Below are 15,130 nucleotides of genomic sequence, written 5' to 3'. Positions count from 1 at the left end.
GCGTTGTAGAAGCGGAGAAGGAGGTATTGCGCAAGAGCAGCTACTTGATTTTGAACGTGAACGGTAGCACGTAGAACACTTTTACGGGCTTGCCTTTCAACTGCGCCGGTGTCAAGGCGGCGGACTGGCTGCGTACTGCTTCCAAAACGGCCTGATTCAGTTCCGCGCCGGCCGATCTTACCACTTGCATCTGCTCGAAGGCACCGGTTTCGTTGACGACAAAATACAGATAAACGGTGCCCTCCTGGCGGTTGCGTAAGGCTAGAGCGGGGTACTTCAGGCCGCGCCGGATGCTCGCTTGCACATCGTATTTGTCGGGCTGCGTATTGAACGTCGGCATCTGGTCGGCATACAGATACACCTTGTCTTTGGGGGCTGTTGCAGAGGGTGTCGGATTGAAAACGAGGGGCAGCACGAACAGGGCGCTTTCTACCGGCGTCCCGTTGACGTTGGCCGGGGTCCAGGCGGGCATGGCTTGAATCCATTCCGTGGCGGCTTGTTCCAGCGCCAGCTTTGCCGCGTCGATTACCTCCCGCGGCGGCGGAGTCGGTTGCGGCTTGCGCATGAGCGGACCGATGGTTTTGGCCCCTATCACCTTGCCCGCTTTGTCTATCTTGAACTCGATGAAAACCCGCGCATCTAGGGCCGCAGACCGGGCCGCTTCCGGATACGGAATGGCCGTCAGGTAGGCGAGCAGCGCCTCGGGGCCGCCCGGATATTTGGCGGTGGTAGTGGCGGTGGGCTCCGGGGCCGGCTGTTGAATAGCAAAGCTGATGGGTACCGTTAGGGCCACGGCCACGGGTTTGCCTTGCTGCTGCCCCGGCTGCCAGGCCGACATAGCCGATACCACCCGCAACGCCTCCTGGTCCAGCGCTGGATCAACTGGTTTTACCACCCGTACCTGTTCTACTTTTCCTTGTGCATTCACTACAAACGTAACGAACACCTTACCGCTGGCGCCGCTCTGAATGGCAGCGGCCGGGTAGCGCGTGCTACGCCGCAGATACGCTACGATGGAGTCGTTGCCGCCGCCGTTGTACTTGGGCATTTGCTCTACAAAGGTGTAAACCTGCGTGGCGTTTGGTGCCGGCGTGGCGGGCGGAGCAGTTTGGGCAAACAAGCTGGTAGCAACAACAAGCAGTAAGCCCGTCAGCGCACTGTAGGAGCTGGCTTTCTTGGTGGGGTTCATTCAGGTATGAACGGATAGGTAGAAAGGTTGAGTATTCAAGGTAGGCGTTTTCACTTACTATGTTTCTCTTGCTGCGTGCCGCTCACCAAGGCATAATTGGGTTGGAAATCGTACACCAAAAAAGCCTCCCAAACATAGTTTGAGAGGCTTCACGAAATCTATAACAGGAAACAAACTTAAACGGTAGCCGCTACTTCCTGAAGCAAACCCATTTTTAACATGGCCTCGGCAATTTGCACGGCGTTGGTAGCAGCCCCTTTGCGCAGGTTGTCGGCTACCACCCACATGTTGAGGGTGCGGGGCTGCGTTTCGTCGCGGCGAAGGCGGCCGACGAGCACGGCGTCGCGGCCGTGGGCGTCTTTGGGCATGGGGTAGCGGTTGTTGGCCACGTCGTCGACCACCTCCACGCCTTCGGTGTTGCGCAGGATGCGGAACACGTCTTCCATCTCAAATTCCAACTCGAACTCCACGTTCACCGATTCGGAGTGGCCGCCCATTACGGGAATCCGCACGGTGGTGGCCGTTACCCGGATGTTGTCGTCGCCCATGATTTTCTTGGTCTCCTTCACCATCTTCATTTCCTCTTTGGTGTAGCCGTTGTCTTCGAACACGTCGATGTGGGGCAGCACGTTCAGGTCGATGGGGTGGGGGTAGGCGGGGTTGCTGGCCGTTTGGCCGGCGCGTTCCTGCATCAGCTGGTCGACGGCTTTTTTACCGGTACCCGTTACGCTCTGGTAGGTGCTCACTACGATGCGCTGCACCTTGTAGGCCTCGTGCAACTTATTGAGGGCCACCACCATCTGAATAGTCGAGCAGTTGGGGTTGGCAATGATTTTATCGTCGGCCGTTATTTCCTTGGCGTTGATTTCGGGTACTACCAGCTTCTTGGTCGGGTCCATACGCCAGGCCGAGGAGTTGTCGATAACGACGGTGCCGACTTCGGCAAAGCGCGGCGCCTGCTCTTTCGACACGGAGCCACCCGCCGAGAAAATGGCAATGGCCGGCCGGGCCGCAATGGCGTCGTCCATGCTGACCACTTTGTATTTTTTGCCTTGGTACTCGATTTCCTGACCCACCGATTTTTCGGAGGCAACGGGCAGGAGTTCCGTGACCGGAAAATTACGTTCGGCCAACACTTTGAGCATCTCGCCACCGACCAAACCGGTGGCACCTACTACGGCTACTTTCATGGTTGTTAAGGTTTGGATACGGTAAATGTAAGACCAACAGCCAGTTTTATCGTTCTAGCGGCGCTTTGTAAAGAAAAAGTGCAGAGAACCGCGGTTTTGTTCAATAAATTAGCAGACTACTTGCCAACGCCTTACCGGGCTGCCTGGCAGTCAATACTATTGTTTCCGTGAAGTATCTGTATTTGTGAAAAAACTGCTACTCCTACTGTTGCTAGCGCCTTTCGCGGCGGTGGCACAGCTTGCCGATACGTTTGCCGACGGCAATTTCACCCAAAATCCTGCCTGGACCGGCGATGCTACCAGCTTTCAGGTAGCTAACCAGCAGCTCCAAAGCAACGGCCCTGCCGTTACGGGCACCATATTGCAGCTCGTAACGCCCGTGCAGGTGGCCGGCGCTACCACTTGGGAGTTTTGGGTTAACCTGCGGCTAGCTACCAGCAGTGGCAACTACGCCGACGTATGGCTGCTTTCCGAGTTGGCTGACCTGAAAGCTACCGGCAACCGCGGCTACTTCGTGCGTCTCGGTGGCACTACCGATGAAGTGGCCCTCTTTCGCAAAGATGCCACGGGCAGCCCGGTGTACGTGGTAAACGGCGCCGATGCCACGCTCAGCTCCACCACCAACAACCTGGTGCGCGTCCGGATAACCCGCTCGGCACAGGACTCCTGGACCCTGGAGCGCGACCTGACGGGCGGTACCACTTATGTGAGTGAAGGAACGGCTACCGATGCTACGCTGCGTCGTGGCGCGTATGTCGGCGTGTGCCTCGCGTATTCCTCGACCAACGGGCGGGCCTTTTTCTTCGATGATTTCCGGGTTACGGATACGGCGCCACCCGCCCCGCTGGCCGTTGCGGTTGCCGCCGCCCGGCAGCTTAATGTGACCTTCAACGAGCCGGTAACAGCCGCGCAGGCTGCCGCTAGCTACCGCCTAGCCGCTGCGGGTGCGCCCGCCGTGCTCAGCGCCCAACGCGACGCCACCGATGCCGCCGTGGTGCACCTGACCCTAGCCGCTGACTTGCCCTTGGGAACCAACACGCTGGAAGTTCGCAGCGTCACCGATTCGTACGGCAACACCGCTCCGGGGCCGATTACAGTAAGTTTCCAGAACAACGGGTTTGCCGTGGTGCCAACGCTAAACCAGCTGCTCGTTACCGAAATCTTTGCCGACGAAACGCCGGTAATTGGGTTGCCCGCGTCAGAGTACCTGGAGATTCATAATCCATCGGCTACGGCGGTGCTGGACCTCAGCGGCGTCCGGCTGCTCAAGCCAGGCAGTACCAGCAGCCCAGCCGTATTCCCAAGTGGCGCGGTGCTGCTGCCGGGCGAGTATGCCGTGGTGTGCGGCAGCACGCGTACCGCGCAGTTTGCCGCCTTCGGGAAGGTGTTCGGGTTAACCAACTTCCCGAGTTTGACCAACGCCGGCGACGAGCTGGTACTGCGCGGGCGCACTGGCCAGACGCTGTTCGAAATCGGCTACTCCGACACCTGGTACAAAGACAGTCGCAAGAAAGACGGCGGCTGGAGCCTGGAAATGGTAGATGTAACCAACCCCTGCGCCGGCATGGAAAACTGGACGGCCAGCACCGACGCCACCGGCGGTACGCCCGGCTGGGTTAACTCGGTGCGCGCCACCAACGCCGACCGTACCGCCCCTGCGCTACTGCGCGCCTTGGCCGTGAGTCCCACCACCGTCCGGCTGTTCTACGGGGAGAAACTCGATAGCACCGCCGCCGCAAATTCTGCCCTCTACACCCTGGCGCCGGCCACTGCCATTACCCGAGCAGCCCCCGTAAGCCCCGATTTCCGGACAGTGGATCTAACGCTCGGCGCGCCGTTGCAAGTCAACCAGCCCGTAACCGTGACTGTGCAGCGCGCCACCGACTGCGTAGGCAATGCGGCTGGCCCCGCCACGTCGGCCACGTTTGCCTTGCCCGCGCCGGTAGCTGCCGGCGACGTGGTAATCAACGAAATCCTGTTCAACCCGCGCACCAATGCCGTGGACTTTGTGGAGTTGCTCAACCGCTCTGCCAAGTACCTCGATGTGCAGGGTTGGCAACTCGGCCTCGAAAAACCCGACGGTACCACCGACCAGGAGCCCATAAGCAACAGCGCCTACGTGCTGGCGCCCGGCCAACTGCTGCTGCTCACCACCCGCCCCGACATCGTGCAAGCTCAGTACCCCACCAGTGCCGACCCCACCACCTTTCTGACTATGGCCGGTTTCCCCACCTACCCCGACGATGCCGGTACCGTGGTGGTGCGCGACGCCCAAAGCCGCGTCCTGGACCGGTACGCTTACCGCGACGAGCAACACCTGAAACTGCTCGACGACCTCAACGGCGTATCGTTGGAGCGGATTAGGGCCGAGGGGCCGAGTACGGCCAGTAACTTTCACTCGGCGGCTAGTGCCGTGGGGTATGCTACGCCGGGCCGCCGCAATTCGCAGCAGCAGGCCGACCCTGGCGGGGAGTTGCAGTTTAGCTTAGCGCCCGAAGTCTTCACGCCCGACGAGGATGGCCAGCAGGATTTCACTACCCTCAACTACACCCTCGACAGCCCCGGCTATGCCGCCAGCGTAACCATCTACGACGCGCAGGGCCGCCTGACGCGCCGCCTGGTACGCAACGAAACCTTGGCTACGAATGGATTTTTTCAATGGGACGGGCTCAACGACCGGGGCCAGAAAGCGGCTATCGGGTACTACGTGCTACGGATTGAGCTGTTCAAGCCCACCAGCGGCGAAAAACGAGACTACAAGAAAACGGTAGTGTTAGGGGCTCGTTTCTGAGTGAAGAATGACCGTCATGCTTGATCTAGCGTCCGCATGTGGCGCGTCAAGCCAGGGTGCGTAGCCGTAGTCGAAGCATCTTGCTAGGGTGGTAAACCCTTTACCGTGGCAACGGTTCGAGCGAGATGCTTCGACTTCGCTGCGCTCAGCATGACGGTCATTCTTCATTCGCAATTCCTCAAACGCTGTAGCCGAACTGCCGGATACTTGGCTTCCAGAATTCCGGGTGAAACTGAATCCAGCCGTGGACGCCGAAGGGCAAGCTGTTGATGTTCTGATTGGTGAAGGGCAAGTCTTGCTCTTCCCATACCACGTACTCGGCACCGAACTTTTGAGCTATTGCTTTGGTCGGGACTTTGAACTTAGAAAGCTTGGGGAAGTGCTGCATGACGAAAAGGTCTTCCAGCAACTGTTTTTTACGCCGCCTTCTGATCCAGTTATAAAGGTCGATGTAGAACTTATACCTCGACGTAATACGGTGGAACGTGTCGATTTTCTTGAGCGCAAAACCGCCGTTGCCGAAATATTCGGGCGCTCCGAATCCTATGGCCTTCCGGAAAGGATGGTCCACGATGGCCGTCCACTGCGGGTGGAAAATAACCGCGCTGATGAAGTCGTAGCCCAATAGGCACCATTTTTCTAGTTCATCCCGGAACACAAAGGAGTCCATGTGGTGAACCAGCATGTATTCGTACTTAGAGAAGCGCTTATATAGCTCGGGGCTAAGCAATAGCTGACCGTATGCTTCGTGGCCTTTCCAGTTGAACCGCTCGATATAAATGTTGGCTTTGCCCCGGCAATAGTCTTCGTACCACGTCGTGTCAAGGTCTGAGGGAGCCATGAACGTGATGGGGTGCTTATGCAGAACGGTAAGTATTTGGGAGAGCGAAATTTTTTCCAGCTCTGATGGTTCTTGCAAGTAGATAGGCACTACTACTGTAACTAATTTCTTTGCCATAGAAGAAATCTAAAATTTGTAGTAATAATACTATCAATTTGAGGCTCGGTCCAAGGATATTCTTATTTATCTAAGAAGTATACAGTTTAAACCCTCGCTAGTTGCCGACGTCCAAGCACCATGACGACGCAACAGCAAGTTCAGCATTTGTATTGGCGAGCGGGTTTTGGGCCACGGCCCGAAGACGTAGCCAGTGGCTTAAGTGTGCGCAAAGCGCTGCGCCAACTCCTGCGCGATTCCGAGAAAGTAGAGCTGCTCGATAGCCCGGAGATGCATTATCAGGAGCCTCTTACGCCGTTTATAGCCGTATCGCGCGGCGCCGGGACGCCGCAGGCCGCTATGGTAACCACGCCCGACCAAACCGCTATAAGCTCAGGCATGGAGCAGCCGGCGCCCGTCGCGCCGCTGTCGGGAAGGTCGGCGGTGCAGCGGGGCCGCAACCAACCGCCGCTACTGCGCCGGCAGGACATGACGCCGCAGCAGCGCAAGATGCAGAACAATGGTATCCGGCAGTCGTTTTACGCCATGAACACGGGCTGGATGCGGCAGATGGCTACGTCGCCGGCGCAGCTGCGGGAGAAACTAACGTTTTTCTGGCATGGCCACTTTGCGTGCCGCGTGCGGCGACCCGATGCGGCCCTGCACCTCAACAACACCATCCGGCAACTGGCGCTCGGTAAGTTCGGCGCTTTGCTGCTGGCCGTGAGCAAGGAGCCAGCCATGTTGCAGTTCCTCAACAATCAGCAAAACCGCAAGCAGCATCCCAACGAAAACTTCGCCCGCGAGGTGATGGAGCTGTTCACGATGGGCCGCGGCAACTACACCGAAAAGGACGTGAAAGAGGCGGCCCGGGCCTTCACCGGGTGGGGCTACAATGGGCGGGGCGAGTTTGTGTTCCGGGACAAAGACCACGACGAAGGTTCTAAAACCTTCCTCGGCCGCACCGGCAACTTCAACGGCGAGCAGGTCCTGAGCATTATTCTCGAGCAGCCCCGCACCGCCGAGTTTATCACGACCAAGCTGTACCGCTTCTTTGTGAACGATACGCCCAATCCGGCCCACATTCAACCGCTGGCGCAGGCTTTCTTCAAGAGCAACTACGACATCAGCGCCCTGGTAGAGCAAATGTTTTCGGCCGATTGGTTTTACGACGCCGCCAATGTGGGCACGCGCATCAAGTCGCCCATTGAGCTGCTGGCCGGTATCAAGCGCACCATAGGCTTGCAGCTGGTAGACGATAAGCCGCTTATCGTGTTTCAGAAGGCCTTGGGGCAGACCTTGTTCGAGCCGCCGAACGTGGCGGGTTGGGTTGGTGGGCGCAACTGGATTGACTCGTCGTCGTTGCTGTATCGGCTGCAATTGCCTTCCGTGCTACTCCGAAATGCCGAGTTCAACGTGGCGCTGAAAGAAGACGAAAACGACATTGCGCCCCAAGTATCCAAGGCCGACCGCACGTTTCGGCAGCAAGTGAAAACCACCGTGCGCCTGGCGCCGGTGCAAGCTATGTTAGCCAAAACGCCCGCTGCGCAGCAAGCCGCTAAACTCAGCGAGTTTGTGTTGCAGGCCCCCATCCGCCCCGACAACCTGGCCCTGATCCAGAAAGCCGCCGACAACGCCCCCGCCGAAGGGCGCCTACGGGCCATGGTAACCAGCTTGCTGAGTTTGCCAGAGTATCAGCTGATGTAAACTAGAATGCCATTCCGACGACGGCGGAATTTGGATACTGTAATTGGACAAGCTAATTCAGATTTCTCTCGCCGCTTCAGGCGCGGAATGTCGGAATGACAAAAGAAACTAACCTATGCCTACTTCCCGCCGCGACTTTCTAAAGACTTCCGTGCTGGCCAGCAGCTTGCTGTTTGTGCCGAAATTTCTGCACGCGCTAGACCGCCAGGGCCTCCAGAAGCTGGCCGATGCCAACGGCCGCCGGCTGGTGGTGGTGCAGCTTGGGGGCGGCAACGATGGCCTGAACACCATCATCCCGTTCCGCAACGACCTGTACTACAAAGCCCGCCCCACGCTTGGTATCAAAGAGCAAAGCGGCGTGCTGGCCCTCGACAAAGACCTTGGCTTCAACCCGGCCATGACGGGCCTCAAGAACCTCTACGACCAGGGCCACGTGGCCGTGCTCAACTCAGTGGGCTACCCCAATCCCGACCGGTCGCACTTCCGCTCCATGGATATTTGGCAGAGCGGCTCGGCCTCCGACCAGTACCTGAGCACCGGCTGGCTCGGCCGTTATCTCGACTCGAACTGCCCCGCCTGCCAGGTGCCCTACAATGGCCTCGAAGTAGACGATACGCTGAGCTTGGCCATGAAAGGCGAGCTGCGCAAAGGCTTGGCGCTGAAGAATCCCGAGAAGTTTCACCAGATTACGCAGAACCGTTTCATTGCGCAGGTAAGCGGCGAAAAACCCGCTGGTGCCGTATCGGAGCTGGATTATTTGTACAAGACTTTGGCCGAAACCTCATCGTCGGCCGACTATCTGTACCAAACGTCTAAGGTGTATAAGTCGAGTGTCACGTACCCGACCACTGAGTTTGGCCGCAACCTGAAAACCACGGCCGAGCTAATTAACTCGGGCATCGACACGCGGGTGTTTTATGTGTCGCTCAGCGGCTTCGATACCCACGTGCGGCAGCAGGAGCAGCAAGGCCGGCTACTAGGCGACTTGTCGAACGGCCTAGCGTCGTTTGCGGAAGACCTGCAGAAAGCCGGCACTTTCAACGACACGCTGGTGCTGGTATTCTCGGAATTTGGCCGCCGCGTCACCCAAAACGCCAGCAACGGCACCGACCACGGCACCGCCAACAACGTGCTGCTGCTCGGCGGAGGCCTCCGGCAGAAAGGCGTCCTCAACAATGCCCCCGATCTGTCAACCCTCCTCGATGGTGACCTGCGCCACCAACTCGACTTCCGCAGCCTCTACGCCACCGTCCTCCACGACTGGCTGCAAGCCGACGACAAGGTTATCTTGGGACGGGAGTTCGAGCGTTTGCAAGGCTTGGTGTAAGCACCAGTTCAACCAAGGCGTTGTAATTACGACATTACTATAGCCGCGGGAGGCGCGGAATGTCGGAATGACAACGCCTTGGTTGGATAATTTCCAAGCACAACACTAGCTTAAAATTTCGGATGCAGCGGTATGAAATAAGAGTTAAAAAGCAGCAGCTCAACAATATCCTTTGTATTTGGCGGGCGTAAAAAGTGGCATAACAAGTTTTCCCACTTAACCACGACCAAGCTATGAAAGTAATATCACCCCGCGTGCACGGCATGCTCGACTACGGCACCATCGCCCTGTTTGCCCTTGCGCCCACCATCTTCGGTTTTGAAGGTACCTACGCTACTGTTTGTTACATACTGGCTGCTGGCTACCTCGTTATCACGCTCCTAACCGATTTCCCAATGGGCGTGGCCCGTATGATTCCCTTCCCCGTGCACGGCGGACTAGAGCTGGTAAGTGGTCTGGCCCTGCTGGCCGCCCCCTTCCTGTTCGGCTTCGCCGATGACAGCCATACAGCCCGCAATTTCTTTATGGGCATGGGCATCTTGTTCCTTGGTTCGTGGATGCTCACCGACTGGCGCGGCGTCACGCACAACCAAACGCAAAACTCCATGATGCCTAATCACCAGCACTAAACAAAGCGGCAACTACTCCAAAGCCTGGCTGCCTATAGCAGTCAGGCTTTTTTATAGGTAGTGCCCGCAACAAAGTCGATAATATCCTTGGGCTTTAGCAGCCGTACCAAGGAGCATGGTTTAAATAATACAATGCCTGCTATGAAAATCCTGTCACCTACCGCCCACGGTGTAGTAGACGTAATGTTTATCACCGTTCTGGCCATGGCGCCCATCGTCTTCGATTTAGAGCCTGCCGTTGATACCGCCTGTTTCGTAATGGCCGCGGGCTATTTAGGGCTCACCTTGCTCACCGATTTCAAGTTCGGCCTGATCCGCGTAATACCATTGCCGGTTCACGGTTGGCTTGACCTGTTAACGGGGGTGGCCCTGCTGGCGGCGCCCTTTCTATTTCATTTTCCGCAAGGCAGCGCCGAACGCAATCTGTCATGGGCGCTCGGCGTCGTGTCCGTCGTCACCTGGTTCATCACCGACTGGAAAGCTCACAGCCGCTCCCTTATGACCGACAACTCGCGGTAATTAAGCACGGTGTGATACGAAAGAGAGCAGCCCGTGGCAAGAGTTTGCCACGGGCTGCTCTCTTTTCCAGATGCGTAACGAAGCTCGGTATTTCTAGGCGAGGTGAAGTTGTGAGCAATACGAGACGCAACTTCACCTCGCCTAAAGGCGCGTCAGCGACGAAAGGTGAAGCCTACGAAAAATTCCCGGTCGGTTTCCCGGCTTAGGGCTAGGTGGGTGCCGAAGTCGAACTGAAGATTTTCGTTGACCGAGAAAATGGGCGCTATGTTCACCGAGGAGCGCCAGCCAGCGTGCTTGGTATCCCATTGGGTTACGCCTTCAATCAGGAAAGAGAAGACGTCGTTGAATTCGTGGTCGAGGGCGATGGAAGGCATCAGCTGCACGTAGCGGCGGCTTAGGTCCCGGTCGTATTCCAAGTCTGATTCCAGTTGCAGGTCGAGGTTGAATTTGTGCGGCAGCTCGATGTTGACGGGCACAATCAAACCGTATTCGGCGGCGCCGCTGCCCGTCTGGCCGCCGGTGGGAAAGCGCACGTAGCCTACCACCGACACGGCAATCGGGCCTTCCTGGTCGTCGCCGAGAAAGTTGTGCTTCACCCGCAGGGCCATATCGCCGAAACCGGTATGACGCTCCCAATCAGATTCGCTGGCGGTGCGCTCTTTGTCTATTTTGTAGAGCGGTACTTCCAGCTGAATGTCGGTGCGGCGACTTAGGCCAAGCTTCAGGTTACTATAAGCCGCCTTAAATTCACGGCCGCGTTGGTCGTCGTCGCGGCTGTTGATGAGGCGCAGGGCGTCCATTTCCACTTGAAAGTGGCCGGCATCCACCGTAAAAGGGCTTTCCGTAACGCCGGGGCGGTCGGGCCGCAGGGGCCGCAGGCGAGTGCGCGGCACCGGATGAAACAGGTCGAAGTGAGCAGAATCGTAGACGCAAGGCGCGCTGGACGGTTTCTGCGCCTCGGCCGAGAAGCCTGCCAGTAGCAAGCCCAACAGCAAGTAGCGGTAGTGCATATGTAAGTGTGGTAGTGAGGAGGCGGTCCGCCTTCTACGCTAAGTGGTATTTTTTGGCTGCTTTAACTCGCTTAGCTGTTAGCTACCGGCTATTGGCTGATAGCTTCTGTCGTTTAGTAAGACCGTCCTGCTTGATTTGGCATCCGCTTGCCGAAGCATCTGGCGTGCTGACGCGGGAGTAGGAATAAGCGCAAAAAGCTAACAGCTAACTAAAAAGGCACCACAACTTTCAAGCTCAGGTTGCGCCCTTGGTTGTAGATGCCTTGGCGGCCGTTGGGCGAAGCGGCATAGTACTCGAAGTATTTCAGCCGGTTCAGGTGCGACTGATAAAGCGTATTGAAGGCGTTGTCGAGCTGCATAAATACTTGCAGGACTTCGCGCTTGGTGGGGCCGCTCGTGAAGGTGGTGCCCGCCCCAAATCCTACCAAAGCATAGCCAGCTGTGCGGGTTTCGGTGTTATCGACGGCATAAAAGCGGTTTTGCGGAGCGTTGTAATCCAGCACGGCGCGGATATAGGTGTTGGTCAGTGGCCCCCATGCTGGCTGGCTAGTTAGGCGGACCTCGGAGCGGGTGCGCAGGGGCGGAATGAAGGGCAGGTATTTGGCCGCCGCGCCGTTGGTTTCCAACAGGCTAGCTTCCTTGTTGAGCCCCGTTACATAAGCCAAGCTGTTGTTGAAAGCCAGCATCGGCAGGGTTTTCGGGTGCAGGTTCACGGTTACTTCGGCCCCGTACAGCCGCGCCCGGCCCTGCTGGTACTGGTAGGTGGTGTTGCCGGGCACGATAACTACGGGCTGCCCGTCGGGGCCGTTGAGGCGGGCCTGGTAGATGTAGTTGGCTATGGCATTGTTGAACCCGCTGACGCTGATTTCCGCGTCGGGTAGGTAGGCGCTCAAACCCAAGTCCTGCTGCAAGCTGAACTCCGGCCCGAAGCTGCGGTTGCCCAAATACACGATGTGCGCGCCGGGGTCGAGGCCGTTGGAGCCTACTTCCGTGATGTTGGGCGCTCGATAACCCCGCGCCACATTAGCCCGCAGCAACAGCCGCTCCGACAAGTTGTACGTCGCGCCTAAGCTTGCCGAAATGCCTTGGTAGCGGGTGCGGAAAGCGGCAAACTGCGGTTCGGCTCCGTTGGCTTCGGCGGCACTCAACTGGCGAGTGAAGCTGGTGGTGGAGTCGGTGCCCACGTAGAAGTTGGCCCACCTTAGTTGGCGCGTATCGTAGCGTATGCCCCCTGAAAGATCGAGCTTGCCGAAGGTTTTCTTGCCGTAAACGTAGCCGCCCACATCGGCTAGCGAGTAGTCGGGAATGGGGAAGTCGGTGGCGGCGCGGTTGTGGTTGGTTTGGTACATGCCGTTCAAGCCCAAGGTGGTTTCCAGTCCGAGCCAGGTAGCGGCGTAGCGCAAATCGTAGTTGTAGGTATTGAGCGCAACTGCCAGGCCGGCTTGCGCGGGCGCGGTGGGGTGATTGTACTCGCGGCGCACGTTTTGCTGCGCGCCAAGCAGCGCCTGTAGCTCGCCAGCTTTGAGTTTGAAGCGGCTCCGGCTGAGCAGCCGGTAGTGCTGAATGCGCTGGTGCAACGCATTGATGCGGTAGGTGCTTAGGTCGGCGGTGGGCACCAACGGGCGGTTTTTAAGGTCGTCCTGCTCGCCCTCGGCTATTTGCCGCGTGAACTGCCGGCTTAGCGAATCGCGGCTGCCGTCTGGTATTTCCTGGCGGTTGTCGTAGAGCGTGGCGTAGAGGTGCGTGGAACCCCACGGTTTTTCCACTCCGGCCATCGTGGTCAGGTTCAGCTCCCGAAAAGCGGTGCCGTATACGCGGCCTTCCAGGGCGTTGCGGTAGGCCTGCGCCATTCGGTAAGAGCCCCGCGCTGCGTACTGCCAGCCCCTTTGGTTGTAGTGCAGCCCTACCGAGTTACCAACAAGGTTGTTGTTGGTTTGGTATTCGGTTAGGGCGTCGCCGTGGAGCTGCCCGGTTGGGCCGTTGGGCAAGCGCGGCAGCATGTTGATAACGCCGGCCACGGCATCGGAGCCGTAAATCAAGCTGGCCGGACCCTTCACCACTTCTATCCGGTCGATGTCGTACTGGTCGATTTCGATGCCGTGCTCGTCGCCCCACTGCTGGCCTTCCTGGCGTAGGCCGTTGTACATGGTCAGCACCCGGTTGTAGCCCAAGCCCCGGATAAACGGCTTGGAAATATTCGGCCCCGTCGTGACGGCGCTGAGGCCCGGCACGCCTTTCACGGCCGCATCTATCAGGTTGCCGTTGCTGTTAAGGTTCACTTCGCGCTTGCTGAGCACGACAATAGGCACCGGACTTTTGCGGATTTCAGTTGCCCGGCTCACACCCGTTACCACCACTTCGGACAGCGCCGCAGGTACGGCCGCGAGTTGAGCATTGGCTTCCGTAGTCTGGCCGGCTACCACGGTTAGCTGCCGCCGCTGAAGCTGATACCCCACGCTAGAGAAAACAACGGTATGCGTTCCGGCAGGTACTGCCCGCAGCTCATAACGGCCCTGCGCATCCGTAGAAGTGCCAGTCGTAGTGCCTGGCAACGCTACCGTCGCCAGCTCCAGACCTTTCCCTTCTGCCAGCACCCGTCCCCGAACAACACCCGTTGGCGCTTGGGCAGGAGCCGTCAGAGCAGTAGTCAGCAGCAATAATGTGTGGATAAGGTAGGCGAGCTTCATAAAAGATTCTGTGAAAAGGCGTAACCCCACGCCTTTCGGCAGAGGGGAAGTGGTGAAAGGCGAAGGGTGGGGCGTGAAGAGGTGAAAGAAGCAAGCAGTGAATAGAGCACGTTTCATCTTTCACCACTTCACCTTCCCCAAAGGGTGTAACGCCTTTAAGGTGGGTTAAAAAAATATTTAGATGAGTCTAAAAGTACGGTCAAAAAAATACGTGGGAGGTAAGTAACTCCCACGTATTGTAAGGTCTAGCCGAAGAAAGTCTCGAACAGCAAATACACGTTCAGCGCGATGATGATGCCGGATACCACCCACGCCGTCAGTTGAATCCAGGGCCGGTTCACGAACACGCCCATCTTGTCTTTGTTGCCGGTGAAGAGCACCAACGGCACCACCGCGAAGCTTAGCTGCAAGCTCAGAATCACTTGGCTGAGCACCAGCAGCTGCCCGGTGCCTTTCTCCCCGTACAGTATGGTTACAATCAGGGCGGGTACCACGGCAATGCCGCGCGTAATGAGCCGGCGCAGCCAGGGTTTCAGCTTGAGATTAAGGAAGCCTTCCATCACAATCTGGCCGGCCAGCGTGCCCGTCAGCGTCGAGTTCTGGCCCGAAGCCAGCAACGCCACCGCAAACACCGCACTGGCTGCGCCCGCACCAAGCACCGGCGCCAGTAGTTTATGCGCGTCGCTGATGTCGGCCACGTTTTGGTGACCATTGCGGTGAAAAGCTGCCGCGGCAGTAATGAGAATAGCCGCATTCACGAAAAATGCCATAAACAATGCCATCGTCGAGTCGATGGTGGCAAACTTGATGGCCATGCGCTTGCCAGGTTCTGTCTGTTCGATGGCGCGCGTCTGCACGATGCTGGAGTGCAGATACAAGTTGTGCGGCATCACAGTAGCGCCCAAGATGCCGATGGCAATGTAGAGCATCTTGGGGTTGGTCACCACCTGTGGCTGCGGAACAAGCCCGCCCAAAATGCCAAACCAATCGGGCTTCGACACAATAATCTCGTACAAAAAGCAGCCGAAAATAACCACGATCAGCCCGGCCACTATGCTTTCCAGCACGCGGAACCCGCGGCTCTGAAACAGGAGCACCACAAACACATCCAGAATAGTAAGCGCCACGCCCCACGTCAGCGGGA

Annotated in this window: 11 protein-coding genes; 5 read left to right on the top strand and 6 right to left on the bottom strand. The window is 57.9% G+C overall.

Features of this window, described 5'->3' with window-relative positions; genetic code table 11:
• Positions 1-40: 40 nt before the first annotated feature.
• Positions 41-1,189 carry a TonB family protein gene (locus VF639_RS15295; protein WP_331146793.1) on the bottom strand — a complete coding sequence of 383 codons (1,149 nt, stop codon included), beginning with the start codon at positions 1,187-1,189 and terminating at the stop codon, positions 41-43.
• Positions 1,190-1,365: 176 nt separating this feature from the next.
• Entirely contained in the window at positions 1,366-2,379 is a 1,014-nt protein-coding gene (locus VF639_RS15290; RefSeq protein WP_331146792.1) for an aspartate-semialdehyde dehydrogenase, read from the bottom strand.
• Positions 2,380-2,563: 184 nt separating this feature from the next.
• Here VF639_RS15290 and VF639_RS15285 point away from each other — a divergent pair, with 184 nt between their 5' ends.
• Positions 2,564-5,170: a lamin tail domain-containing protein gene (locus VF639_RS15285; protein WP_331146791.1), complete on the top strand. Its 2,607-nt coding sequence runs from the start codon at positions 2,564-2,566 to the stop codon at positions 5,168-5,170.
• 178 nt (positions 5,171-5,348) lie between these two features.
• On the opposite strand, the gene VF639_RS15280 is transcribed toward VF639_RS15285, so the two are convergent.
• Positions 5,349-6,128, bottom strand: a complete 780-nt coding sequence (locus tag VF639_RS15280) for a DUF5672 family protein (RefSeq protein ID WP_331146790.1) — start codon at positions 6,126-6,128, stop codon at positions 5,349-5,351.
• Between the two features lie 120 nt (positions 6,129-6,248).
• On the opposite strand from VF639_RS15280, the gene VF639_RS15275 reads away from it, so the two are divergent.
• The 4 genes from VF639_RS15275 (at position 6,249) to VF639_RS15260 (ending at position 10,289) form a co-directional block, all read left to right on the top strand.
• Positions 6,249-7,814, top strand: a complete 1,566-nt coding sequence (locus tag VF639_RS15275; RefSeq protein WP_331146789.1) for a DUF1800 domain-containing protein — start codon at positions 6,249-6,251, stop codon at positions 7,812-7,814.
• 115 nt (positions 7,815-7,929) lie between these two features.
• A complete protein-coding gene (locus VF639_RS15270; protein WP_331146788.1) occupies positions 7,930-9,141 on the top strand; it encodes a DUF1501 domain-containing protein in 1,212 nt (403 codons plus the stop codon).
• 233 nt (positions 9,142-9,374) lie between these two features.
• Entirely contained in the window at positions 9,375-9,770 is a 396-nt protein-coding gene (locus tag VF639_RS15265; protein ID WP_331146787.1) for an SPW repeat domain-containing protein, read from the top strand.
• 141 nt (positions 9,771-9,911) lie between these two features.
• Positions 9,912-10,289 (top strand): SPW repeat domain-containing protein, encoded by a 378-nt coding sequence (locus tag VF639_RS15260; RefSeq protein WP_331146786.1) that lies wholly within the window; start codon positions 9,912-9,914, stop codon positions 10,287-10,289.
• A gap of 152 nt (positions 10,290-10,441) precedes the next feature.
• Here the strand turns inward: VF639_RS15260 and VF639_RS15255 are convergent, their stop codons facing one another.
• The 3 genes from VF639_RS15255 to VF639_RS15245 all read right to left on the bottom strand — a co-directional run.
• Entirely contained in the window at positions 10,442-11,299 is an 858-nt protein-coding gene (locus VF639_RS15255; protein WP_331146785.1) for a transporter, read from the bottom strand.
• A gap of 209 nt (positions 11,300-11,508) precedes the next feature.
• On the bottom strand, positions 11,509-14,103 hold the full coding sequence (locus VF639_RS15250; protein WP_331146784.1) for a TonB-dependent receptor: 2,595 nt from the start codon (positions 14,101-14,103) through the stop codon (positions 11,509-11,511).
• A gap of 128 nt (positions 14,104-14,231) precedes the next feature.
• A partial coding sequence (locus tag VF639_RS15245) for an Nramp family divalent metal transporter (protein ID WP_331146783.1) occupies positions 14,232-15,130 on the bottom strand: 899 nt, incomplete at its 5' end.

It is taken from the genome of Hymenobacter sp. (assembly GCF_036387835.1).
Lineage (GTDB): Bacteria > Bacteroidota > Bacteroidia > Cytophagales > Hymenobacteraceae > Hymenobacter.
This window is presented reverse-complemented; position numbering and strand designations above follow the sequence as displayed.

Coding starts and splice junctions, on each gene's coding strand:
- VF639_RS15295 (WP_331146793.1), bottom strand. CDS start 1,189: ATGAACCCCACCAAGAAAGCCAGCTCCTACAGTGCGCTGACGGGCTTA.
- VF639_RS15280 (WP_331146790.1), bottom strand. CDS start 6,128: ATGGCAAAGAAATTAGTTACAGTAGTAGTGCCTATCTACTTGCAAGAA.
- VF639_RS15265 (WP_331146787.1), top strand. CDS start 9,375: ATGAAAGTAATATCACCCCGCGTGCACGGCATGCTCGACTACGGCACC.
- VF639_RS15250 (WP_331146784.1), bottom strand. CDS start 14,103: ATGAAACGTGCTCTATTCACTGCTTGCTTCTTTCACCTCTTCACGCCC.
- VF639_RS15275 (WP_331146789.1), top strand. CDS start 6,249: ATGACGACGCAACAGCAAGTTCAGCATTTGTATTGGCGAGCGGGTTTT.
- VF639_RS15260 (WP_331146786.1), top strand. CDS start 9,912: ATGAAAATCCTGTCACCTACCGCCCACGGTGTAGTAGACGTAATGTTT.
- VF639_RS15290 (WP_331146792.1), bottom strand. CDS start 2,379: ATGAAAGTAGCCGTAGTAGGTGCCACCGGTTTGGTCGGTGGCGAGATG.
- VF639_RS15270 (WP_331146788.1), top strand. CDS start 7,930: ATGCCTACTTCCCGCCGCGACTTTCTAAAGACTTCCGTGCTGGCCAGC.
- VF639_RS15255 (WP_331146785.1), bottom strand. CDS start 11,299: ATGCACTACCGCTACTTGCTGTTGGGCTTGCTACTGGCAGGCTTCTCG.